This window comes from Acidobacteriota bacterium, assembly GCA_016716905.1.
Classification (GTDB): domain Bacteria; phylum Acidobacteriota; class Vicinamibacteria; order Vicinamibacterales; family SCN-69-37; genus SYFT01.
The window spans coordinates 604,731-627,404 of record JADJUS010000004.1; the positions used below are offsets into that span (position 1 = coordinate 604,731).

The 22,674-nt window shown below is 65.0% G+C and carries 19 protein-coding genes; 10 read left to right on the top strand and 9 right to left on the bottom strand.

Annotated elements, in window-relative coordinates; translation table 11 throughout:
* The first annotated feature begins 47 nt into the window (after positions 1-47).
* The 10 genes from IPL75_06605 to IPL75_06650 all read left to right on the top strand — a co-directional run bounded on the left by IPL75_06605 (position 48) and on the right by IPL75_06650 (position 10,437).
* Entirely contained in the window at positions 48-650 is a 603-nt protein-coding gene (locus IPL75_06605; GenBank protein MBK9239926.1) for a LemA family protein, read from the top strand.
* Positions 651-659: 9 nt separating this feature from the next.
* Positions 660-1,784: a M48 family metallopeptidase gene (locus tag IPL75_06610; protein MBK9239927.1), complete on the top strand. Its 1,125-nt coding sequence runs from the start codon at positions 660-662 to the stop codon at positions 1,782-1,784.
* A 46-nt stretch (positions 1,785-1,830) separates the two neighbouring features.
* On the top strand, positions 1,831-2,577 hold the full coding sequence (locus tag IPL75_06615; protein MBK9239928.1) for a hypothetical protein: 747 nt from the start codon (positions 1,831-1,833) through the stop codon (positions 2,575-2,577).
* Positions 2,578-2,610: 33 nt separating this feature from the next.
* Positions 2,611-3,807 (top strand): acyl-CoA dehydrogenase, encoded by a 1,197-nt coding sequence (locus IPL75_06620; GenBank protein ID MBK9239929.1) that lies wholly within the window; start codon positions 2,611-2,613, stop codon positions 3,805-3,807.
* 249 nt (positions 3,808-4,056) lie between these two features.
* Complete coding sequence (locus IPL75_06625; GenBank protein ID MBK9239930.1) at positions 4,057-5,616, top strand: hypothetical protein; 1,560 nt, start codon at positions 4,057-4,059, stop codon at positions 5,614-5,616.
* A gap of 78 nt (positions 5,617-5,694) precedes the next feature.
* A complete protein-coding gene (locus tag IPL75_06630; GenBank protein MBK9239931.1) occupies positions 5,695-6,162 on the top strand; it encodes a CYTH domain-containing protein in 468 nt (155 codons plus the stop codon).
* A gap of 7 nt (positions 6,163-6,169) precedes the next feature.
* A complete protein-coding gene (locus IPL75_06635; GenBank protein MBK9239932.1) occupies positions 6,170-7,747 on the top strand; it encodes an anion permease in 1,578 nt (525 codons plus the stop codon).
* The gene (locus IPL75_06640; GenBank protein MBK9239933.1) at positions 7,744-8,481 is read left to right on the top strand and encodes a hypothetical protein; all 738 of its coding nucleotides are present in this window, start codon (positions 7,744-7,746) and stop codon (positions 8,479-8,481) included. Before IPL75_06635 ends, IPL75_06640 begins: the two co-directional genes overlap by 4 nt.
* Positions 8,482-8,494: 13 nt before the next feature.
* Positions 8,495-9,139 (top strand): hypothetical protein, encoded by a 645-nt coding sequence (locus tag IPL75_06645; GenBank protein ID MBK9239934.1) that lies wholly within the window; start codon positions 8,495-8,497, stop codon positions 9,137-9,139.
* On the top strand, positions 9,136-10,437 hold the full coding sequence (locus IPL75_06650; protein ID MBK9239935.1) for a DUF4010 domain-containing protein: 1,302 nt from the start codon (positions 9,136-9,138) through the stop codon (positions 10,435-10,437). The genes IPL75_06645 and IPL75_06650 overlap by 4 nt, the downstream gene beginning before the upstream one ends.
* 1 nt (position 10,438) lies before the next feature.
* Here IPL75_06650 and IPL75_06655 read toward each other — a convergent pair whose 3' ends face one another.
* From IPL75_06655 to IPL75_06695, 9 genes are all read right to left on the bottom strand, one after another.
* On the bottom strand, positions 10,439-11,356 hold the full coding sequence (locus IPL75_06655; protein MBK9239936.1) for a M55 family metallopeptidase: 918 nt from the start codon (positions 11,354-11,356) through the stop codon (positions 10,439-10,441).
* Positions 11,343-12,821 (bottom strand): amino acid decarboxylase, encoded by a 1,479-nt coding sequence (locus IPL75_06660; protein MBK9239937.1) that lies wholly within the window; start codon positions 12,819-12,821, stop codon positions 11,343-11,345. Before IPL75_06660 ends, IPL75_06655 begins: the two co-directional genes overlap by 14 nt.
* A 20-nt stretch (positions 12,822-12,841) precedes the next feature.
* Positions 12,842-13,264, bottom strand: coding sequence for an ester cyclase (locus IPL75_06665; protein ID MBK9239938.1), 423 nt, complete (start codon positions 13,262-13,264; stop codon positions 12,842-12,844).
* Positions 13,261-14,172 (bottom strand): tRNA glutamyl-Q(34) synthetase GluQRS, encoded by a 912-nt coding sequence (locus IPL75_06670; protein MBK9239939.1) that lies wholly within the window; start codon positions 14,170-14,172, stop codon positions 13,261-13,263. Before IPL75_06670 ends, IPL75_06665 begins: the two co-directional genes overlap by 4 nt.
* 87 nt (positions 14,173-14,259) lie before the next feature.
* On the bottom strand, positions 14,260-16,254 hold the full coding sequence (gene ligD, locus IPL75_06675; GenBank protein MBK9239940.1) for a DNA ligase D: 1,995 nt from the start codon (positions 16,252-16,254) through the stop codon (positions 14,260-14,262).
* A 407-nt stretch (positions 16,255-16,661) separates the two neighbouring features.
* Positions 16,662-17,096 carry a hypothetical protein gene (locus IPL75_06680; protein ID MBK9239941.1) on the bottom strand — a complete coding sequence of 145 codons (435 nt, stop codon included), beginning with the start codon at positions 17,094-17,096 and terminating at the stop codon, positions 16,662-16,664.
* On the bottom strand, positions 17,093-19,558 hold the full coding sequence (locus tag IPL75_06685) for a hypothetical protein (protein ID MBK9239942.1): 2,466 nt from the start codon (positions 19,556-19,558) through the stop codon (positions 17,093-17,095). The genes IPL75_06680 and IPL75_06685 overlap by 4 nt, the downstream gene beginning before the upstream one ends.
* A 34-nt stretch (positions 19,559-19,592) precedes the next feature.
* Entirely contained in the window at positions 19,593-22,229 is a 2,637-nt protein-coding gene (locus IPL75_06690) for an ABC transporter permease (protein ID MBK9239943.1), read from the bottom strand.
* Between the two features lie 19 nt (positions 22,230-22,248).
* On the bottom strand, positions 22,249-22,611 hold the full coding sequence (locus tag IPL75_06695) for a helix-turn-helix transcriptional regulator (GenBank protein ID MBK9239944.1): 363 nt from the start codon (positions 22,609-22,611) through the stop codon (positions 22,249-22,251).
* Between the last annotated feature and the right edge of the window lie 63 nt (positions 22,612-22,674).

Here is a 22,674-nt window from a genome sequence, read left to right on the forward strand (position 1 = left end):
GGGTCGTATCGTAACTCCGGTATCATGGATCACGGAGGCCTCTGCTCATGAGCACATTCGTCGTCACGGTCCTGGTCGTCGTCGGCGTCGTCGTCATCCTCGCCGCATGGCTGGCCGGGGTCTTCAACAAACTCGTGCTGCTGAAGAACCGCTACAAAAACGGGTTTGCCCAGATCGAAGTGCAGCTCAAGCGGCGGTATGACCTCATCCCGAACATGGTTGAGGTGGCCAAGGGCTACATGAAGCACGAGCGCGAAACGCTTGAAGCCGTCATCACCGCCAGGAACATGGCGGCCGGTGGGCTGCAGAAGGCGGCCCAGAACCCTGGTGATGCCGCGGCGATGCAAGGGCTGGCCTCTGCGGAAGGCGCGTTGAGCGGAACGCTCGGGCGGCTGTTTGCACTGGCAGAGGCCTACCCGGACCTCAAGGCCAACCAGAACATGATGCAGCTCAGCGAGGAGTTGCGGTCCACCGAGAACAAGGTGGCGTTCTCGCGTCAGGCGTTTAACGACGCGGTCACCGAGTACAACACGTACAAGCAGACTTTCCCTCCGGTCATTTTCGCGGGGATGTTCGGGCACGGCGCGGACGCCAGCCTGCTTGAATTCGATAGCGCGGCAATCGCGGAAGCTCCCAAGGTCGCGTTCTAAGCGGCATCGGTGGCTACAGACTTTTTCCAGCAGCAGGACGTCGCGCGGCGCAGCACCACGCGGCTGATTGTGCTGTTTGCGCTGGCGGTGCTCGCCATCATCCTGTCGATCGAGGTCCTGCTCGCGGCCACGACGGGATACCTCGGCAGGGATCCGGACACGGGAGCCATCAACTGGGCGGCGGTCACTGACCTGCGCCTGTTGCTGGTGTCAGCCGTCGGCACCCTGATCGTGGTGGGCGGTGGAAGCCTGTACAAGATCGCGGAGTTGCGAGCCGGCGGGCATGTGGTGGCCGAGCAACTGGGCGGACGGTTGCTCACCGCCGGTACGGCCGACCTGGTTGAACAGCGGCTGTTGAACGTGGTGGAGGAGATGGCGCTGGCCTCCGGGACGCCAACGCCTCCGGTCTACCTGATGGACCAGGAGGACGGCATCAATGCATTCGCCGCGGGGTTCTCGCCGCAGGATGCCGTGATCGGCGTCACGCGCGGCACGGCCACGCGACTGGATCGCGACGAGCTGCAGGGCGTGATTGCGCACGAGTTCAGCCACATCCTCAATGGCGACATGCGGCTGAATTTGCGACTGATGGGACTGCTGCACGGCATCCTGATCATCGGCATGCTCGGCTACTTCATCCTGCGGATGTCGTTCTACAGCGGGGGCGGGCGGCGTTCCAAGGACGGCAAGGACGGCCTGCCCATCCTGGCCATTGGCGCGGGCCTGGCGGTGATCGGCTTTGCCGGGACGTTTTTCGGCAACTTGATCAAGGCGGCGGTGAGCCGCCAGCGCGAATTCCTGGCGGATGCGTCGGCGGTGCAATTCACGCGGCAGCCTGACGGCATTGCGGGCGCGCTCAAGAAGATCGGCGGGTTCGTCAAGGGCGCGTCGATCCAGAATCCGAATGCACCACTGGCCAGCCACATGTTCTTCGGCGAGGCCACCTCGGGATTTACCTCGCTGTTCGCCACGCATCCACCGCTCGAAGAGCGCATCCGTCGCATCGACCCCTCGTGGAATGGCGAGTTCCCTGAGAACGTCCCGGCCGGTCGCCGTGCTCCCCAGTGCGCAGTTCCCCGGTTCCCCAGGTCCTCGTCATTCCCCAGGTGCCCCAGTTCGCCGGTGCGGCGGTGACAGCATCGGGCAGCCAGGCCCTGCTCACCTTCGTCATGCCGCGGAATTGATCGAGAGCCTCCCGCCAGACCTGGGAGCCGCTGCTCGAGGGACGTACGGCGCCAGGGCCGTCGTGTATGGCCTGCTGCTTGATTCCCAACCGGCAATCCGACAGCAGCAATTGGCGCATCTCAAGACCGACGCAGATACCGGTGTGTTCGAAGAAACGCGGAGGCTGGCCCCGCTGCTCGAACGGCTGCAGCCGAAGATGCGGCTGCCGCTGGTCGAGATTGCGCTGCCGTCGCTGCGTGCCCTCATTCCGGTGCAACGCGCCGCATTCGACCGCAACGTCGTCACCCTGATTGAGGCCGATAGCCGGATCAACCTGTTCGAATGGTCGCTGCATCGCATTCTGTTGAGGGATATCGAGACAGTCTTGGGCAGGGGCGGGCCGGCCGGCGTTTCGTACCAGTCGGTCGCGTCGGTACGCGCGCAGTGCGAACTGCTGATGTCCACGCTTGCGTACGTGGGGCAGCGCGACGAACAGGCCGCGGCCGCTGCGTTTGGCCAGGCCATGACGGTGCTGGCGATTGAGGGCGCGCACATCCTGACCAGGAAGGACTGCGGCCTGGCCGAACTCGACGGCGTGCTCGCTGAGCTTGACCAGGCGGCGCCGCAGGTCAAGCGGAAGATTCTGGAAGCCGCCGTGGCGTGTATTGCCGCCGATCGGCAGGCGACTGCCGCCGAGGCCGAGCTCCTGCGCGCCGTCTCAGCCGCCATGAGCTGCCCGATGCCGCCCATCCTGCTGGGCTGAGTCGCTTCGTGGCATCATGGCGGGAGCATCCGTATGGCCACACCCACCAAGACCAAAGCCCGCTTTGACTGGAGCGACCCGTTCCTCCTCGACCAGCAACTGACCGAGGACGAGCGGATGATCCGCGAGACCGCCCGCGCCTATTGCACCGACAAACTGGCGCCGCGTGTGCTCGAAATGTTCCGCCACGAAGGCGTTGACGAGCGCATCTTCCGCGAGTTCGGTGCCCTCGACATGCTCGGCATCGTCATTCCCGAAGAGTACGGCGGCGCCGGGCTGGGCTACGTGGCCTATGGACTTGTGGCGCGCGAGGTCGAACGCATCGACTCGGGATTCCGGTCGATGATGAGCGTGCAGGGATCACTGGTGATGGTGCCCATCAATGAGTTCGGCACCGAGGCGCAGAAGCAGAAGTTCCTGCCGAAACTCGCCACCGGCGAATGGATCGGGTGTTTCGGCCTGACCGAGCCGAACCATGGCTCCGATCCGGGCGGCATGACCACCCGCGCGACGCGCGTGGACGGCGGCTATCAGATCACCGGCACCAAGTCCTGGATCACCAACAGCCCCATCGCCGACGTCTTCATCATCTGGGCGAAAGACGATGAGGGAGAGATTCGTGGCTTTGTGCTTGAAAAGGGGATGAAGGGCCTGAGCGCTCCGCCCATTCACGGCAAGGTCGGGTTGCGCACGAGCATCACCGGCGAAATTGTGATGGACGCGGTGTTTTGTCCCGAGGAGAACGCCTTCCCGGATGTCAAAGGCCTGAAGGGGCCATTCACGTGTTTGAACAGCGCGCGATACGGCATCGCCTGGGGTGCGCTGGGCGCTGCGGAAGATTGCTGGCTGCGATCGCGCGCCTATGTGATGGAGCGCAAGCAGTTCGGTCGCCCGCTTGCCGCCAATCAGCTGATTCAGAAGAAGCTCGCTGACATGCAAACCGAGATCGCGCTTGGACTGCAGGGTTGCCTGCGGCTGGGCCGGATGAAGGAAGAGGGCATTGCGTCGGTGGAGATCACGTCGCTGCTCAAGCGCAACTCGTGCGGCAAGGCGCTCGACATCGCGCGCATGGCCCGCGACATGATGGGTGGCAACGGCATCACGGACGAATTTGGCGTCATCCGCCACCTGGTCAACCTGGAAGTGGTGAACACGTACGAGGGCACGCACGACATCCATGCCCTGATCCTCGGCCGCGCACAGACGGGCATCCCCGCGTTCGCGAACTGAGGCACAGCCGAACCAGCGCCCGACATTCGCCGCAGGCGGCGGTCAACCTCCTGTCCAGAGGGCGCGAATCCTCGTTTTCTGGGTGCGTGAAAGTTCGCAGCCGGCTGCCGACGATCGGTTATTCGCCTTCAAGACACCAGAAATAGGCCGATTTTCCCACATTTCGAATGGCATGGCTTTCTCAAGCACGTGTGGATGAGTGCCGTGTTTTCGGCGCTCGTCCGTCCTACCTACTTACGGAGGCATGTCATGAAGTCCCTGGTTACGTTCCTCGCAAGCGCCGTTGTGGTTGCGCTTTTGGCGACACCGGCGTTTGGGCAGACCGCAAACGATGCCACTGCGCGGATTGCGGCGCTTGAGCAGCAGCTGGCGGCGCTGCTGCCCGGTTCCGGCACGGCTTCGCCGGCGCTCCCAGCCGCTCAGGATCCGGCTGCCCTCGAGCGCAGGATTCGCGAACTCGAGATGAAGATCGAGCAGCTTCTCAAAGAGAAAGCCCTGCCGGCTTCGAAGCTCATGAACAACGAGGATCAGGAACGGACGCTTGACCCGGTGGCCCTCGCCGGGTTCTACGACAACGGCTATCTTGTGGCGTCGAGCGCCGATGGCGCGTTCAAGTACTGGCTCGATGGCCGCGCGAATCTTGACTTCGCGATGTACCGTGGCTCGGAGAATCGCCTGCCGACGGGGTTTGAGGTTCGCCGCGCTCGGATCGGTGTAAAGACCACACTGTTCACCGACTGGCTGGCGGAGATCGATCTCGACTTTGCCGACAACCTGATCGAAATGAAAGACGTGTGGATGGGATACGCCGGCTTCTCGAACACCCTCATCAAGGCCGGCAACCACAAATCGCCGTTCGGCCTCGAATCGCTGACCTCATCCAAGAACATCACGTTCATCGAGCGTCCGTACATCGATTCATGGGCGCCCGATCGCCTCATGGGTCTCAACGTGAGCCACTGGGGACGGCACTTCCAGGTCTCGGGCGGCGTGTACGGCGAGGCCGCTGGCGCGTTTAACGACAAGGACAGCCTCACGGGCGGCGGCGCGGGCACGAGCCAGCGATGGAGCGTGATCGGGCGTCTCACCGTGGCACCGCTCAATGAGAAGGGCAGGATCCTGCACTTCGGCGCGGCCGCGGCCTACCGTCAGGCCGAGGTCGCCAAGATTGCGACATCGGGTGCCGACCTGCCCGATCGCCTGAATGCGAGCAAGATCGTCAAGCTCGACTCGCGCGCCGAAACGCATGTCAGCCGGGCGAAGTTTGTGAGCACCGGCGACATGAAGTACGTGGACAACTTCCAGCAGTACGGTGCGGAGGTGGCAGGCGTCGCCGGCCCGATGACGTTCCAGGGCGAGTACCAGATGACGAAGGTGAACCGTGTCGCGACGACCGTGGCTGCGTATGCCGACCACGAGTTCAGCGGCTACTACGGTCAGGTCACGTTCTTCCTGACCGGTGAGCGCCGGCCCTACTCGGTCTCCGAGGGTGAATTCATGCGAATCGTGCCCACACGCAAGCGCGGCGCCGTGGAACTCGGCGTCCGCTACAGCACGATCGACCTGGACGATGTCACGACCGTGGATCCCATCAAGGGTGGCGCCGCCAAGAACATCACGGGCGGTTTGACGTGGTTCATGAACGCGAACCACAAACTGATGTTCAACGTGACACAGGTCGACAACAATGACAACGCGAAGCCCGGCAAGGACTGGGCCCCGCTGCCGACCGGCACCAGCACTTCGCAGACCTCCATCGTCGGCGACAAATTCATGACGTTCGCCGTGCGGTATCAGATCGCGTTCTGACAGCACACCTGACCCGGGCGGGCGACGACTATACCGGTCGCGCCGGCCCGGGTGTCTGTTTTTCAGGGATACCAGGCCATGGCACAGGAAATCGAACGGAAGTTTCTCGTCAGGAAAGACGCGTGGACACCCAGGGACGAGGGCACACACTTCAAGCAGGGTTATCTGAACGCGCAGAAGGAACGCGTGGTCCGCGTCCGGATCGAGGGCCACAAGGCCAAGCTGACCATCAAGGGCCAGACCACCGGCATTTCGCGGTTGGAGTTCGAGTACCCCATCCCGGTGGAGGATGCCGCCGTCCTGTTGGATCACCTGTGTGAGCAGCCCCTCATCGACAAGCACCGGTACCTCGAGCGGTTCGGCGGACACCGGTGGGAGATTGACGTTTTCCACGGCCAGAACGACGGGTTGATCGTGGCGGAAGTGGAACTGGCGTCCGAACATGAGGCGCTGACCCTGCCGCCGTGGGTGGGTGAGGACGTGTCGGCCGACCCGCGGTACTTCAATTCCAATCTGCTCAAACACCCGTTCAAGACCTGGCGATAGGCGACGTATGACGGCAGCCGCGAGCACACCAACCGCGATCGCAGCCGGCAATGAACGGCTCACCGCACTCCTCGAGATGGAGAGGATGACGCTGTCCTCCAAGGGGAGGGAAGCGCAGGGGCCGGCGGAGCGGTGGATGCGGTACCTGGGGTTCCCGGCCGGGATCGCGGCGTTCCTGGTGCTGTATTACCTGCCGGCGGAGGCCAGCCTCACAGCAGCCGGCCAGGCCGGGGCCGCCTGTTTTGTCCTGGCCCTGATCTGGTGGGTGACCGAACCGTTTCCGACCTATGTGACGTCGCTGGCCTTGATGTTCCTGCTGCTGGTGACCCGCACCTCGGCACCGAAGGCCATCATGGACGTGCTGGGCATGGAGGTCATCTGGCTGAACCTGCTGGCGTTCATCCTCAGTGCCATGCTCGTCAAGACCCGGCTGGCCCGCCGCATGGCGCTTTCGCTGGTCATGCGATTCGGCGATCGTGCGACCCGCGCGCTGCTCGCATTCCTCCTGCTGCAATTGGTGCTGGCGCCGCTGATCCCGGCCACGGCGGCCCGCGCCGTCATGACACTGCCGCTGATGCTGGTGGTGGCGGCGATCTACGGTTCGACCGAGGAGTCGCCCAACGCGTTCGGCAAGAACCTGATGCTGTTGAACCTGGCCGGCATTTCGGTGCTGTCGTCAATGACCATGACCGGCAGCTCGGCGAACCTGATTGCGGTTGGCTTCATTCAGACCATGGGTGAGCACCGGCTCTATTACATGGACTGGGTGCGCGTGGGTGCGCCCATCGCGATCGTGACGATGCTGATCATGTGGGTGGCCGGTCAGGTGGCCATTTTCAGGATCCCCGTCGCGGAACGCACGCCCAGGCTCACCGGCGGGCTCGACATGATCAAGGCCAGGCACGCCGAGATGGGGCCGCTCTCGTTTGCAGAAAAGAAGGCCCTCGCCATTTTCGGCCTGGTCCTGTTCCTCTGGATGACAGACATCTTCCACATGCGGTGGTTCGGCGTGGAGATCAGCGCACCGTTCGCGGCGTTGCTCGGGGCGATCATTGTGCTGTTTCCGCGATGGGGCGTCCTTCAGTGGTCTGAAGCCGACATTCCCTGGCACCTGTTGATCTTCAGCGCGGGCGCGTATGCAGGCGGCCTCGCTCTGGATGGCACGGGCGCGGCCGAGTGGGCGGTGCGCAAGTTGTTTGTGGGAGTGCCGCTTGAGGGCGTGCCTTTTGGCGTCACCTACACCGTGATCATCGCGGTGATGATGTACAGCCATCTACTGACGACCTCAAAGACCGTGCGCACCATGATCATGATTCCGATCATCATCACGGTCGCGAAAACGCTGGGCTGGAATCCTGTGTCACTCGCACTTCCGGCCGCGTTGTGCATCGACTGGGTGGTGGGATTGCCCATCAGCGGCAAGCCGAATGTGATCCTGTTTTCGACCAACCAGTATTCGGTCATGGAGAACTTCCGGTATGGGATGGTCACCTGCACGGTCGGCGTCATCCTGCTCGTCATTTCCGGCGCGACCTGGTTCCATTGGATCGGGTTGACGCCGTCGTTCTGGGCGGTGGCGCGATGAGGCGTCTGGCGGCGGTCGTCGTGCTGGTCTGTGCTGCGGCCGGGGTCGCGGGCGCGGAGATCCGGTCCTACAGCCTGGTGTTGCGCGTGGACTCAGCGGGAGACGGAGCCGGGACGCTGACGTTGACGCTCGCCGGCGGCGCGCCAGCCGTTCGTGTGCCTGTCGGGGTGGCCAACATCACCGATGTGGTGATCACGAACGCGCCGGCCGGGAGCACGGTCATTGCGTCGCGTGCGGGCAAGCAGTCGGCGCTGCTGGTGACAATGCCTGCGGCCACGACGGGACCCGTGACCCTGGCGATCGAGTTCCGCGCGCCCGCACTCATGCCCGCGCCCGTCGTTGCGGAGGGCGAGCGCCCGACGCTGCCCGAGGGCGTCCGCCTGTTCAAGCACACCTTCGTCAACACGGAATCCGCACCCGTTGGCCGGTACGACGTTGAAGTGCTTTTCCCCCGTGAGTTGCGCGCCCATGCCGTGTCCGAAGCCCTGCCGAAACTGCGCGCGACCGAGGCCGGTCCGCGCGTGCAACTGGGCGGCCGCGACGGCGCCCAGACGGCAAGGCTTGATGTGGCTGCGCTGGCCCAGGGCGACTCGGCGTCGATGCAGATCGAGCTGACGTCGGCGCGCAGGTCCTGGACGTGGCTCATTGTCGGCGTCCTGCTGTCGCTGGCCTATCTCTTCTCATTTCGTGACCTCGTGTCGAGCCGGGCGGCCCGCCCCGGCCCGAACGCCTGAACTGGAGTCCGCCATGTCCCAACCCGTCATGCCCAACGTCGCGACGTCTGCCGCCGAGGCCGCGCGCATCGTGCCCCGAGCGGAGTTCCGCGTCTTTGGCCAGGATGTCATTGAGGCCGTCAAGGCCAGGATGTGGAATGGAAAGACCGTGTTGTTTCAGGCGCGGAAGATGCCGCGTGAAACCTATTTCCTGTCTCGATTAACCAACGACGCCAACGTCAAGGTGCGCGACGGCCTGCTCGACATCAAAGTGAAGGTGGGAGAGACACCGGAAGGGTACGAGATCTTCCAGCCGCGCGGGAAGTTCCAGTTCCCGGTGGGCGCGGACGAACTGTCGGCCATTCTCGCGCACTTGCGCGCGGATCTGCCCGGGAGCCGCGCCTCGTGGACGATAGACGACTTCATCGGTGCCACGCGCGAGCATCCCGATCTCGCGGCCGTGGACGTTGAGAAGATGCGGTACGGCTTCACCATCGATGGGGTCATCTGCGAGTACGCCCAGGTCTGGTTCAACGGGGCCATGGTGGAGTCGGCGTGTGTGGAGAGCGACAATTACGCCGCGATGCGCGGTGTGATTGAGGGGCTGGGTCTCGCCGATCGCCCCAACGTGAACTACCTCAAGGCGGCCAAACGTGTCGTGGGCCTGGAACCGGCATGATGACCAGTGCTCTGGTGCCCCCGTTTCTGCTGACGATGGCCATCAGCTTCCTGATTGGCATCGGCCTCCGGCAGTACTACGAGAGTGAGCAGAAATTCGACACCTTCGGAACCGTGCGCACCTTCGTGTTTATCGGAATGCTCGGATTCGTGCTGTTCGAACTGCCGGTCGTCGGTGCCGAGGCCTACCTGGTGGGACTGGTGGCCCTGCTGTTGTTCCTGCTCATCTACTACGGGAACAAGGTGCTGCAGAAGAAGAGCCCGGGGCTCATCGGCGTGTTGATCGCGCTGCTGACGTACGCCACCGGCCCGATGGCCATTCACGCGCCGCGCTGGTATTCGGTGATGGTCGCGGTGTCGATCCTCTTCGTCCTGCACTCGAAGGGGCGCATCCGCCAACTGAGCGACCGCCTGGAGACCGGAGAGGTGGTGACGGCCTCGACATTCCTGGCCATTGCCGGGGTCGTGTTGCCCCTGATCACGTCGGCGTCGTTTGATGAAGGGCTGTTGGGACAGGTGTTCGCACGACTCCCCGTGACGCCTCGCCAGATCTGGCTGGCCGTTGTCGTCACCACTGCGATTTCGTACCTGGGCTACGTCATCCAGACGTATGCGTACCCGACCAAGGGCCTGCAGCTCACGGGTCTGGTTGGCGGGGTGTATTCGAGCACGGCAACGGTCATTGTGCTGGCCAGGAAGTCGAGGGTGTCGGCGGCTGCCGAGGAGCCCGCGGCCCAGGCCATCCTGCTGGCGGTGTCGATGATGTACGTGCGGCTTCTGGCGCTGGTCGCCATCTTCCTGCCCGTTGCGGCGCTTCAGGCGGCGCCGCCCCTGCTGCTGTTCGCCGCGCTCACCGCCGGCGGCGCATGGTGGCTGCGGCACCGCGGCACGTCAGCCGAACGTGTCGACGGTCACACGGTGGAGGCTGCGGCTGAACCGGAGTTGCGGCGCAACCCGCTGGAACTGAGCGCCGCGGCCTTGTTCGCCGTGTTGTTCGTCGTTGTCTCGTTCGCGACCAGGGTTGTGCTCGAGTCGTACAAGGAAGGGGGACTCCGCATGATGTCCTTCCTGGTGGGGTTCTCCGACATTACACCGTTCGTGGTCTCGGTGCTGCAGGGTGAATTGGGACTTTCGTCGTCGCAGGTCCTGCAGGCGATCGTGATTGCCAGCGCCAGCAACAACCTGCTCAAGACCACGTATACCTACGGGCTGGGGTCGAGAAAGACCACGAAGCTGGCGGCGCCCGTCCTGATCGGACTGGCCGTACTGTCGATCGCCTACGCGTTCCTGGTCCTGTAGCCTATTTCATCGCGTTGAACGCGTTCAGGATTTCGAGCAGGTCGGCGTGTTCGAAGACCGATTCCCCCGGCCGGGGGCGCACCGCGTTGCCATAGAGCGGTTTGTCCACCTTCACCTTGAGCACCATCGTGTACGGCGCGGTCAGCTTGTAGGGTTTTATTTTGGTGCGGTTGCTGAGGGCCCGCGCCACACCATCGCGAATCTGGCGTTGGGCCTCGGCCGGAGACAGGCCCGAGATGCCGCCACCACCGATTTCGGTCTTTGTCGCCACGGCCTCCACCGGACCGAGCAGTCCACGCGCCTGTTCGACGAAGGCGCGGTCGCCGGCGACGAAGACGACCGGGACGTCGTAGAGACCCGCGACCAGCGCGTTGTAGCCTGCCTCGGGCAGTGATACGCCATTGATCGACAGGTCGACGACGTTGCCATTGGAGGTATGGGCGAGCACCGCGTTCGGCGTGCCGGCCTTGGCGTGGTAACCGATGAAGATCGCCGCTGCGAAGGTCGCGTCGATCCCTTCCATCATGTTTTTGGGGCCGGTGCTGGCGCCACGAATGAGTTGCGCCAGCGGGGAGAGATCCCCGGGCAGGAGATTGGTCTTTCCGCCGTGCGAATCGCGCACGACGATCTCGGTGGCGCCGGCACGTGACGCGCCTTCAATGGCGGCATTGGTTTCGGCGGCCATGATCTTGCGGAAGTGCTCGTAGTCGCGGCCGGTGGCGTTGACGTCGGTGGACGTGGCCACGCCGGCCAGGCCCTCCATGTCCACCGAGATGAACACCTTCAGTGCCCTCGGTGGGTTCTGGGCTGACTCACTGGCAAGACCCGTGAGCCCTGGCGCAGGCGCAACGGCCATCGCGGCGATGGCGATCGGCGTGAGCCGGCGGATGTGAGCGCGCAGGCGACTAGGTGTGTTCATGAGCAGATTCTTCCTGACCCGATTCGATGGCTGCTGCTTTCCGGCGCAGCAGGTCGATTGTCAGATCGATCGTGTCCAGGTGCGTGCGGAATGCCAGCACCGCCAGTCGGATGATGAAGTGGCCATCAATCTGCGAAGACGACAGGAAGACGTGGCCGTCTTCGCGAATAGCCCGTACCAGTCGCGCGTTGAACGCGTCCGCGTCGCCCGTCTTCGGCACGTAGCGGAACGTGCAGACCGACAACTCCGGCGCCGGGCCCACTTCGAACCCGGGCACGGCCTGAATCGCGTCGTGGAAGTAGCGCGCGAGCAGCAGCTTTTCTTCAAGGGCCGCTCGAAACGGCGCCAGCCCGCACACCTTCAGGGGCATCCACACGCGCAGGCCGCGGAAGTGCTTCGACAGTTCGGGTGACAGGTCCGCCGGCGAGTCTTCATTGCGGGGGTCGAAGGTGTCCTGCATGTAGTGCGCGTCGTAGCGATGCGCGTGGAGCACGGCTTTCCGGTTCTTCACGAGCACGGCGCCGGTGCCGTACGGCAGGAACAGTCCCTTGTGGGGATCCATCACGATTGAATCCGATCGATCCATGCCCGCCAGGATGCGCCGGCCCTCGTCGCAGAGCGCGAAGAAGCCGCCGTACGCGGCGTCGAGGTGGAACCACAAGCCGTGCCGCGCGGCGATATCGGCGATGGCCGCCATGGGATCGACCGCGCCCACATCCGTGCTGCCCGCTGACGCCACCACGAGCCACGGCCGCAAGCCCGCCGCAATGTCGGCGACGACCAGGCGCTCGAGCGCGTCGGCGTCCATCCGGTAGCGCCCATCCATGGGGACATGGCGAATCGGGCATTCGTCGAGGCCCGCGATCCTGAGGGCCTTGTCGACGGAATGGTGGACGTGGCGCGTCAGGTAGATCGGGGCGCGTTCGATCATTTTCGACGAGATGCCCTGCGCGTCTCTGGCCGAGACGACGCCGATCAGGTTGCCGATGCTGCCGCCAGACGTCAGATTGCCGACCGCGGTTGAGGGATAGCCGACGAGGTCGCCCATCCATCGCAGCAGCCGGTTCTCCATGCGCACCGCGCCGGGCGACGCGAAGAAGACACCGGAGTACCGATTCGTGACGGCGGCGAGGAAATCGCCCAGTGCCGAGTGGAACAAGCCGCCGCCGGGAATGTACCCGAGATGGCCGGCGCTGGCGGGATTGAGGCCAGGGGTATCGACCTCCGTGTCAACGATGTGCAGCAGGTCGCCGATCGCGGACGGGCCTTCGAGAAATGGCGCGTCGAGTGCCGAGGTGGCTCCCGTGGCCGGTTCAACAAACATCGGGCGCGTGGCAATGCCATCGAGAAAACGGTTCCCGTAGTCCACCACTGGTTGCAGGAGCGCCGCGCGTTCAGCATCCTGGGGATCGAGGCGGCGCGCCACGGCCTCGAGCGAGCGGATTCTTGCGGTGAGAGGATTCACGAGGCGTGTCGCAGACGCGGCTAAGCGGGTTTGACCTTGAGAACGCCGGCAAGCACCAGCGCGCCGGTGAAATCGAACTGATGCCGCGCACTGACAATGCCTTCCGGGGACACGACGTACTCGGCGGCGCCGTCAAACTGCACTCGCGTGCCGGGATGAACGTCGCCGAAAAATTGTCCGGCGACCGTGCCGGAGAAATGCCAGAACAGCGCCACGCGCGTGCCTTCGACGATGGGCGCGGACCAGGTGAAGTCCATGTCTGGAAACGCCGCGAGCCAGTACTCGTAGACGCGCTGAACCTCCGCGCGACCCGTCACGGTGCCGGCCGCCGGGCTGGAGAACGTGCCGTGCTCGGTGTGATCGCCCGCCAACGTCTCCGCCGAGCGGCTCCGAAACGACTGTTGGTGCCTGTCGAGCAACGCATCGACGTCCGACCGGTTCATGGCAAGGTGTCCTCCGTAGCAGGGCCAATCATACGGCACGCGTCAATCACCCGCTGCCGGGTCCAACCGGCGGCGCGCAGGTCGCGGACGCCCGTGTCGCCATCCGACTTGCTGAGCTTCTGGGTGGGCGACTTCATGATGAGCGCGTGGTGCGCAAACGCGGCCGGGGCGGGGCGGCCGATGAGGCGGCCCAGCAACACCTGCCGGCCCGTGGAGGCGAGCAAGTCGACGCCGCGAATGACGTCTGTGACCCCCTGCAGGTGGTCGTCCACAGTGACCACGAACTGATAGGTCCAGTTGCCGCGGCGGTCGCGAATCAGCATGTCGCCACACTGGTCCACGGGGGTCTGCACCTGGGGCCCGCACCACCGGTCGTGAAACGTGACCGTGTCAGGCGGCATCCGCACCCGCCACCCAACATCGAGCGCGTCGAACGGCAGGCCCAGATCGCGGCACGTGCCAGGGTAGGCGGTTTCGGACTCAGGACTCTGGACCCTGGACTCTGGACCCTCCTCCGCCATCCGCGCTACGGCGGGCAAGCCCTGGACTCCAAGACCCCGGGACCCCGCTACGTCCGCCCTGCTGCACCGGCAGGCGTAGAGCAGGCCCTGGGCCTGAAGGGCGGCTGCGGCGGCCGCGTAGGTGTCGTGGCGGTCGCTTTGGCGCGACGCGCACGGGCCGGCGCGGAATGCGTCGGTGGGATACAGGTCCGGCGCGAACCCCAGCCAGTCGAGGTCGTCAAGCAGCGCCGCTTCATACTCCGGACGGCACCGGTCCCGGTCGTGATCCTCGATGCGCAGCAGGACTTGACCGCCGCGCGCCCGCGCCTCGCCCCAGACGTGCAGCGCATTGGCCACGTGACCCAGGTGCAGGTAGCCGGTCGGCGCCGGCGCAAACCGCGTCAACATTGGCGTCCAAAAAAGACCTCGGGTAGTCTTTTTCGTCAAAAGACACCCGACGCAAAATTCGCCCGCCGGAGCCGTTCCTTCATACCTTCATGCCTTGTGTGACAGCACGGACCTTAGGTCTACGGCCCGACCTGTGCGAATCGGTTCCCACAGATCGCCAACGTCGCGAAAGCGGGCGGGCGCCGTGCGGATGGTGAAATCACGCGGGTCCACACCCTCAGCCACTTCCGCCCACGTCAGCGGTGTTGACACGCCGGCATAGTCGCTGGCTCTGGCCGAATAGGCCGCTGCGATCGACTTGCCAAGGATGTTCTGCAGATAGTCCACGTACACCGTGCCCTTCGGACGGTTCTTCACCATGCGCTCGATCGTGGCCACCTTCGGGTGCTTCGATGACACGAGTGTCGCGATGACGTGACACAACAATTGGCCGGTCTGATACGTCGTCTTCTTCGGCAGCCTGATGTAGATGTGCATGCCGCTGGCGCCGGACGTTTTTGCCGCCGCGGGAATCTTCAGCCGGTCCAGTTCTTCCTTCACCCAGCGCGCCACATCAAGCACGCGTGCGAACGACGTGCCCTCGCCTGGGTCGAGGTCGATAGCAGCAAAGTCCTGGTGCAGCGGGTCGCTGACGCGCGAGAACCATGGGTCCAGCGAGATGGATGCGAGCTGCGCCATGTACAGCAGCGTGACCAGCGAACCGCCGATTAGCCGCTCGCGTCCACCTTCGTCAGGCTCAATGGGGTCGACATCATCGTCGAGCACCTCGCGCCTGACCCCGGCCGGCGTCACCTCAGGATGGCGCTGCTGATAAAACGCGTGCTGCTCGATGCCGTTGGGGAACCGCCGCATGATCATCGGCCGGTCCGCAATCACCGGCAGGGCGAACGGCGAGACCTCGACGTAGTACCGAAGCAGGTCGCCCTTCGTGAGCTTCAATGCCGGCCAGAAGACCTTGGCCAGGTTCGTCACCCGCAGCGAGTGGCCGCCCGGCAATTGCAGTTCGCCATCCTTGCGAGCGTCTTCCAGCGCATGCAGTCGGGCCACGAGCGCCATCAGCGGGTCGTCAGGCAGGCTTTCCGCCTTCGTGGCTTTCACGCGAATGTCGTCGCGCTCACCGAGGTAGACGGGATGCCGCACCATGCCTTCTTCCGTCAACTCGGTGAACTCCACCTCCACGGCCATCGTCGGCCGTACCCAATGCGCTTTGGCGATCGCGCGCGACGGATCGGCGAAGGGAGATGTCTTGGCTGCAAGCGAGGTCAGCCGTCCGAACACGCGCGTCAACTCCGCTTCGTCGAACCCTGTTCCGACGTTGCCGACCCATCGCAGCCGTCCCGCCTCCGGCCGTCCGAGCACGAGCGATCCGAAGTGGTGGCGGCTGTTCTGTGGATCTGTCCAGCCGCCCACGATAAAGGTTTCGCTCTTGAGCAGCTTCAGCTTTCGCCACGCCGGAGACCGCCGGCCCGAGTGATACACCGACTGGCCTTCCTTGCCGATCAGCCCTTCCCACCCCTCGCGTTTGGCGCGCTCCAGCATCTCGCGTCCGTCGTCGGCCACAATTTCGCTGAGACGGACAAGTGCCTTGCCGCCGGTCTTGACCGGCAGCGCGTCGTGCAGACGAAGGCGGCGCGCAGCCAGCGACAGCCCGCGCACATCACGGTCATCGTCTCTGAGCAGATCAAAGACGATGAGCGCGGCAGGCTGGGCCTTCTCGGCACGCACGATATCGGTGGCGGCGGTCAGGTGGATGCGCCCCTGCAACCGCCCGAACGGCAGCGGCCGTCCCCCCGCATCGGTGGCCACAATCTCGCCGTCGAGCAGCAACGGCCCCTTCAGCTTGCCGGCAATCTTCTGGAGTGCAGTGACGATGGCGGGGAACTGGTGGGCCTTGGCGTTGCCGTTACGCGAGTAGATCGCGACGTGGGCCGGCTGCCGGCCTGAGCCCGGCTGGATGTCGATGATGGCGCGGATGCCGTCGTACTTTGGCTCGTACACCATCCCCGTCCTGACCACAGGAGGCGGATCGAGCGATGCCAGCATCGGCCGGACTTTCGAGGGGTCGTCACGCCACTTCGGCACGCGTCAGATCTTACAGTCACGACGGATCACAGGGAGACGCAGAGGCGGGGAGGTTCTTCTTTGAAGTGCCTCGTGTCACGCCGCATCCATGACTCCAGGACCCCGGGACCCCAAAACCGATCACGACGGATCACAGGGAGGCGCAGAGACACGGAGGTTCTTCTTCAAGAGCATCCATGTCACGCAGCCCTTCGGCCCCCAGGACCCCAGGCCCCAGGACTCCGACGGGCAAAGCCGATCACGACGGATCAGAGGAGGCGCAGAGACACGGAGGTTCTTCTTCAAGAGCTTCCATGTCACGCAGCCTTCCGGACCCCAGGACCCCAGGACCCCAGGACCCCAGGACTCTGGACCCTGGACTCTGGACCCTGGACCCTGGACCCCAGGACTCCGACGAGCGATGAGGATCACCGCGTGAAGGTGAACTGCTGATTGGTGGCCCACTGGCAGAGCCCTGCAGGCGTCAACGCGCCGAGCGTGAATTGCACTCGTGACGAGGAGGCCGTCCCGGTGAGGGTTGTCGACGCGGTGCAGTTCACCCCGCTGAGGAGCGTCTGGCTGATCGACACCGTGCCGGTGATGGTCGGCCCAACCTCAAGCGTGAGTTGTCCGCCAGGCCCGGCTGCCGCCGACCAGAGCCCGCCGGCGGAGGTGCCGGACTGCGTGAGCGTCACGGACACGGTATCGGTGACGGTCACCCCGGCCGCGACGAACGTCCATGTCCCGTTCCACGCGCCCCCGATGTTGACCGCCACTGGCGCTGGCGCGGCGGGCGAATCGCTACAGGCGGCGACCAGGGTGCCGCACAACATCGCGCCGATCACGCGTTGCCGAAAGGTCATCGACTGAACCTGCCGGAGATCGCCCAGATGCCGCGACCGTACGTGGCCGCCAGCAATTGGCGCGTGGTGAGGTTGTAGGCCAGGCGATTCACCACCACCGGAGGCAGCCCCGTGCCGAACGGTTGCCAGTTCGTGGTGCCATCAAGCGTCACTCGAAAGACGCCGATGTCGGTGCCTGCATAGAGCACGCGCGGGCCGGAGCCGACTGAATCCGGATCGATGAGCAGCGTATTCACCGGCACGTCCGGCAGGTTCCCGGTGATGTCCACCCACGTGCGGCCCCCGTCGGTGCTGCGGAAGACGTGACCGCGGCCAGAGCCTCCAGAGGCGAAGCCTGAATAGGCGGCGTACACGGTCTGCGCATTCAGTGGGTCCACGACGATGTCGGTCACGGCCCGCACTGGAAGGGGGCCGGCCTCGGTCCCGGCCACACTCGTCCATGTGAGGCCGCGGTCGGTGGTCAGCCGCACATCGCCATTCAGCGTGCCGGCGTACACCGTCTGGGGAGCGGTGGTCGCCACGGCCGCGGCAGTGAAGTACCGTGCGCGCGCGCATGTGCGGCCTGAGACTTCGTCCTGCCAGCAGCGAAGGTCGTTGCCCACTGAGGGTGAGGCGGCCACCCAACTGTCCCCGCGGTTGTCGGTCCTGAAGAGCTTCTCCGCAGTGATCCAGATGGACGCAGGGTTCGATGGGTCCATGGCCATGCGCGGGATGAACGGCCCCTCGAGCGAGAGGTCGATGCCCGACCGCTTCGCGAGACATCCCCCGACCTCGCACCGGTAAAACTGGAAGACGTTGTTGTTGCCGCTGACAATCCACTCGATCTCCGCGTACAACGTGGTGGTGCCCGGTCGCGGATCCCACACCGTGTCACCACCGTCGCCGCCGGTGATGAGCGACCATCCCATGTTTCCCTGGAAGACCAGCGTGCCGTTATCCTGCGTCCCGCCGGCCAGGAGTAGCGGGTTGGTCGGATGGGCCGACACGGAATAGAACTCCGTGATCGGAAGGGCATGATGCAACACGGTGAGCGAAGTGCCGGTCGTGCCTTTGTACACCCCGCCGTCGCTGACGATGATCAGGCTGCGGTCGGCGGTGAACGTGATGGCGATGTTGTCCGCATGCGTCGGCGACATCGTCGACCAGTTCTGGCCGGCGTTGGTGGTGCGATAGACGGCGTTGCTGCCGACGTACATCGTGTTGGCATCGGTCGGTGAAAACGCGAGCGCCAACGGCCATGTCAGCGAGGTTGCGGGCGGCGCCGTTTCCGTCCATGACTCTCCGGCGTCTGTCGTGCGGAATACGCGCGGACGGTTCAACAGCAGGTCGCGCACGGCCACGGCCATTGTGTCTGGCGCCGAGGGCGCGATGGCCACCCGCGCGCGAGGCACGTAGACCGCGCCTGGATCCGAATAGCGCACCGCCAGATCCGCCGTCAGGTCGTACGTGCCCAGCGTCGTCAGCACCCGTGACGTCCAGCGGGCGCCGGCATCGAACGACTGATACGCGGCCACGCTGCTTTCCATGCGAGTGCAGTCGCCGACGAGGCATCGGGGTTGCGCCACCACCGCCAGCAGGCGATCCGGCCGCGTGGGGTCGAGCGTGGCGTCTCGCAGGAACGGCGCTTCGGGGTTCAGCGTGGGCGCTGCGGCGCCCGCAAAGTCGAGATCCACAGGCAGCGTCAGCACCGCCCGGAATGTGCGCCCGCTGTCGTCTGACCTGAGCAGGTGGCTGGCGCCGACGTAATACAGCGTGCTCGTGTTCGGCGATCCGGCGCGCCGTGGGTCGATGAGGATGCGTCCCGATGAAGGAGGGATACACGCCTTGAACACGTTGACTGAGCACAATGCCGGCGAGAGCGTGCGTCCATCGGTGGTGGTGATCGACGAGACCGTCCACGTGGCACCGCCGTTGGTGGACGACAGCCATCGCGTGGCATAGGTCCGCTGAATCGTGGTCGCATAGATCAATTGCGGGTTCACTGGATCGATCACAATCGACTGAATGGCCGGCACAGGCAGGCCGTCGGTGAGCGACGCCCAGGTGACGCCTCCGTCTGTGGTGCGCCAGATGCCGCCCCCGTCTCCGCCGATGTAGATCGTGCCTGGCGCGGTGGGATGCGTGGCGACCGCCGTGACGCGTCCTGCGTAGGGCAGTGTGTTGTTGACGAAGATCGGACTGGGTCCGATAGAGACCCATCGGTCAGAGGGAAGAGCGAGCGCGGGGCGCGTGCCTGGCTCTGGCCGCAACGCACCCATCGCAACTTCCAATGCCTCCGGTGACGGCCTGCGGCCCGACGGATACCCTCGCTGAATAGTGAACCAGTGGTCGGCGTCGGCGGCACCTTCAAGCGCGCCGGCGGGTGGCGTCACGTGATCAATTGCCCGTTCAACGAACCCAATGCTGCCCACAGCAGACATGAGCGCAACCGCCAGTAGTGCCGGTATGAATCGCGGTGACATGAAAGGCCCCAGAGGATCTGGGCCAGTCTACTCCTTAGTCGCGCAGCGTCGTGATTGGATCGATGCGCGAGGCCCTTCGTGCCGGAATCAGACACGCCACAATCGCGAACAAACCGAGGATCACCGCGCCGGCGGCGAATGTGGCGGGGTCAAGTGCATCGATTCCGAACAGCATCGAGTCCAGCAATTGCACCACGTTGGCGGCAATGACGACGCCGACGACCAGGCCGGCGGCGACTGGACGCAGGCCCTGCGCCAGCACCAGCCGGCGAATGCCAGATGCCGATGCGCCCAGGGCCAGGCGCACGCCAATCTCGCGCCGGCGTTGCGCCACCATCACTCCGACGCTGCCGTAGAGCCCGACCACGGCAAGGACGAGTGTGGTCGCGGCAAAGACCGCGAGCAGCATCGCCGCAAACCGCCGTGTCCCGGTGGACGCCGCCACAATGTCGGCGTACGGCCTGACGGCGGTGACAGGTTGCGCAGGGTCTACCGCGCGGACGATATCGCGCATGGGGCCGGCCAGCGCAGAGGCGTCGCCCGTTGTTCGCACCAGCACCCGGAGAAACGTCTCCGCCCAGGCCCACTGCGCCTGGGGCACGTAGACCTGCAGGCCAACCGGGGTATCCAGGCCGTGGTGTCTGACGTCGCCGACGATGCCGACGATGGTGCGTGGCAGGGCGGTGGGCGGACCGAGGCTGACACGTTGGCCAATGGGGTCGTCGCCTCCAAACATCGTCGCGGCCGTGGTGGCGCCCACCACCGCCACCGGCTCGGCCGATTGGGAGTCGCGTGCATCAAGCACACGGCCGCGGATTAGCGGGATGCGCAACGTATCGAAGTAGCCGGGCGTGACGACAAACCGATCCGCACTGGGCGCGGCCTCCGGACGCGCAGCCGGCCGGCCCTGGACGTGGAAGCCGAATCCATCCACATCGCCACCGAGCGGCAGTGTAGTGACGGCCGCAGCATGAGTCACGCCAGGCCACTGCCGTGCGCGCTCGAGCACGTCGTCGTAGAACCTGACCCCAGCCGCAATCTGATCGGCCGTTTCGCCTTGCCGGAAGCGATCGCCCGTGGCCCACACCTGCATCGTGAGCACACCGGACGGGTCGAAGCCTGGGGAGATGGAGAGCAATCCGCTGAGGCTGCGGACCAGCAGTCCGGCGCCCACCAGCAGGAGCACGGCCATCGCAACGTTGGCGGTGACCAGCATTGCGCGGGCCCGCCATGTCGTCGCCGACTCTGTGCCACGCGAGCCTGAACGCAGCGTCGAGCCTTCGGTGTGGCGCATCACGTGACGAAGAGGGATCAGGCCGAAGAACAACCCGCTGAGGAGCGCGAGGACTCCGGCGGCCAGCACGGCTTCGCCGCTTACGGTCACATCGGCCAATCGCGGAATTTGCGCCGGACCTTCGCTCGCAATCACCCGTATCGCGCCCCACGCGAGGATCAATCCGGTAAGGCCACCCGCGCTTGCGAGAAGGATGGCCTCGGTCATGAACTGGCGCACCAGCCTGGCGCGCGTCACTCCGAGCGCCGTCCTGACGGCAATTTCCTGGGCACGCTCGCTGCCCCGGAGCAGCAGCACGTGTGCCACATTGCCACAGGCGACCAGGAGCAGCGCGATCACGCCGGCCCACAAGGCGAGCAATACCGGCCGCACGGGGCCCAGAAATACATCGCCCAGCCGTGTCACTTTGCTTCCGGCTTGGTGGTATTCCTCGGGATGCTGCTGTTCGATTCCCGCGATCAAGCCGCTGAGCTCGTCTGATGCACTTTCGGGCGTGCGCCCGGGAGCGAGGCGTCCGAATACCCGGAGGTGACGACAACTCCGGCAGGCGAACGACGCGGCAGGATCGTAGCCGAGGGGGTACCAGAGTTCGGCACCTTGATACATGCGCGCAGCCACCAGGTCTTTGAAGCCCCTGGGCAGCACACCCACGATGCGGAAGGGTATACCGCTGATATCGATGACGCGGTCAATCACCGCCGGGTCGGCGTTGAAGCGCCGCTGCCACAACGCATCGCTGAGTATGACGACGCGCCGGGCGGCGCCCGGTAGATCTTCAGCAGCCGTGAACGTGCGGCCCAACGCGGGCGTGATGCCCAGCAGGTCGAAGTACTCGCGAGACACGCGCATCGCGTTGACACGTTCGGCATCGCGCCCGCCTCCAGCGAGCGTGGCCGTGGACTGTGCTGCTGCAACCAGAGTGGTCAGACTGCGCGACTGGTTCTTCAGATCCACGAACGTCAGATACCCGAGGTTGCTCGGGTCCGCGCCAGCCTCGGTTTCAGAGACCGTCACGATGTCGTCGGCGCCTCGATAGGGGAAGGGTGACAGGAGCACGGTGTTGATGACGGCGTACATCGCCACGTTTGCGCCCAGTGCGATCGCGAGCGTGATGACAGCGGCGGCGGTGGCGAGTGGCCGGGCCGCCAGCGTCCGGAAGGCCAGACGAGTGTCGCGCTGCAGGATGTCGGCGTGTTCCGTCGGCGCGTGCCGCAGAATGTCGCCCAGCGTGGCGGCCCACAGCCTCAGGACCTGACGCCGATGGCCGCCGGCCATCCGCCGTTCAGATCTGAACGTGGTCTCCATGTCGCGCGCGTAGGCAGACCGGAACTCCTCTGGCAACAACTTCAACAAGAGACGAAACAGCCGGTCCGCCATGGGGGCTCCTATGCGAGGGTTAGTGGGCTTTTCTGCGCGGCATCGCCAGCTTCATGCGGGCCTGCGCCACCGTCTCAGTCAGGCGCTCAGCCTCGGCGTGGGCCACGGCCCTTCCCTGGTCGGTGAGCCGGTAATAGCGCCGCCGCTCGTCGTCGAGCGAGGGGTCGGGGCGCTCGTCACTCTCTGCCACGAGGCCGTCATTCACGAATCGCTTGATGGCCGTGTAGAGCGTGCCGGCCCGCAGGATGACCTTGCCCCCCGTGCGCCGCGAGACCTCCTTGATGATGGCGTAGCCGTGTTTCTCGCCGTCGGCGAGAGCCACAAGCACCTGGAACATCGCAGGCGTGAGCGGTAGAAAGGGAGCCGGGTCAAATCGTGCCATGACAGATAGACTATACCTACGATAGATATAGTTACAAGTTCCCGCCGGTGTCGGGGTCCTGGA